The organism is Halomonas flagellata, assembly GCF_022487945.1.
GTDB lineage: Bacteria > Pseudomonadota > Gammaproteobacteria > Pseudomonadales > Halomonadaceae > Halomonas > Halomonas flagellata.
Genome location: NZ_JAKVPY010000099.1, coordinates 1 through 672, shown reverse-complemented (window position 1 = coordinate 672; position 672 = coordinate 1). Strand labels below are relative to the sequence as shown.

At 69.5% G+C, this 672-nt stretch carries 1 protein-coding gene; it reads right to left on the bottom strand.

Going from position 1 to position 672, the window contains the following annotated elements:
- On the bottom strand, window positions 1-672 hold a 672-nt coding region (locus tag MKP05_RS21330; protein ID WP_439109012.1), incomplete at both ends, for a Mu transposase domain-containing protein.

Below are 672 nucleotides of genomic sequence, written 5' to 3'. Positions count from 1 at the left end.
CCAGGGCCAGCGCACCGACGATGCGCTTGCAGGCCTCGGCGACCGGCCATTGGGCGGTCAGCCGGGCGTACAGCTCACGCCAGTCGGCGCCCGGCAGCAGCTCATCACGGAACGTCAGCCCCGCCAGGGCCCGGGGCTTGCGGACCAGCCAGCCGACCACATGGCGGTAGTCGATCATCCGCCGGCGCCCGCTCTTCGGCGTGGCATGCAGACGCGGCAGCGTCAGCAGGACCTGCTGGGCGTGGTGCAGCACCAGGCGGTCGTCGTAGAGGTGCACGCGCAGCCGCTCGCCGATCAACCGGGATGGCACCGAGTAGAGCACCTTACGGACCTGGATGGTGCTGGACGTCGTGACACGCACCGTCAGCTCGGTGTAGTCGGTGCCCGGCCGGCTGGGGAGCGGCATCAGGGCGCCACGCTCGATGGTGATGCGCGCCGCATTGCGGCGGTTGATGGCGGCCACGACTTCATCGAGGAACGCCTGGTAGTCGGCGAGGCTGGCGAACTCATGAGAACCGCGCAGCGTCAGTCGCTGCTTGAGGCGCCGCTTGAAGTGGCCGTGGGGCGACTCGATGCTGGCATTTTCGTGCCCGCGCCCCGGGTTGTTGCGGCTCGCCGTCATGCCGTAGTGCGTGCACAGGGCCTCGTAGCGCTCGGTGAGATCCGCCTTGG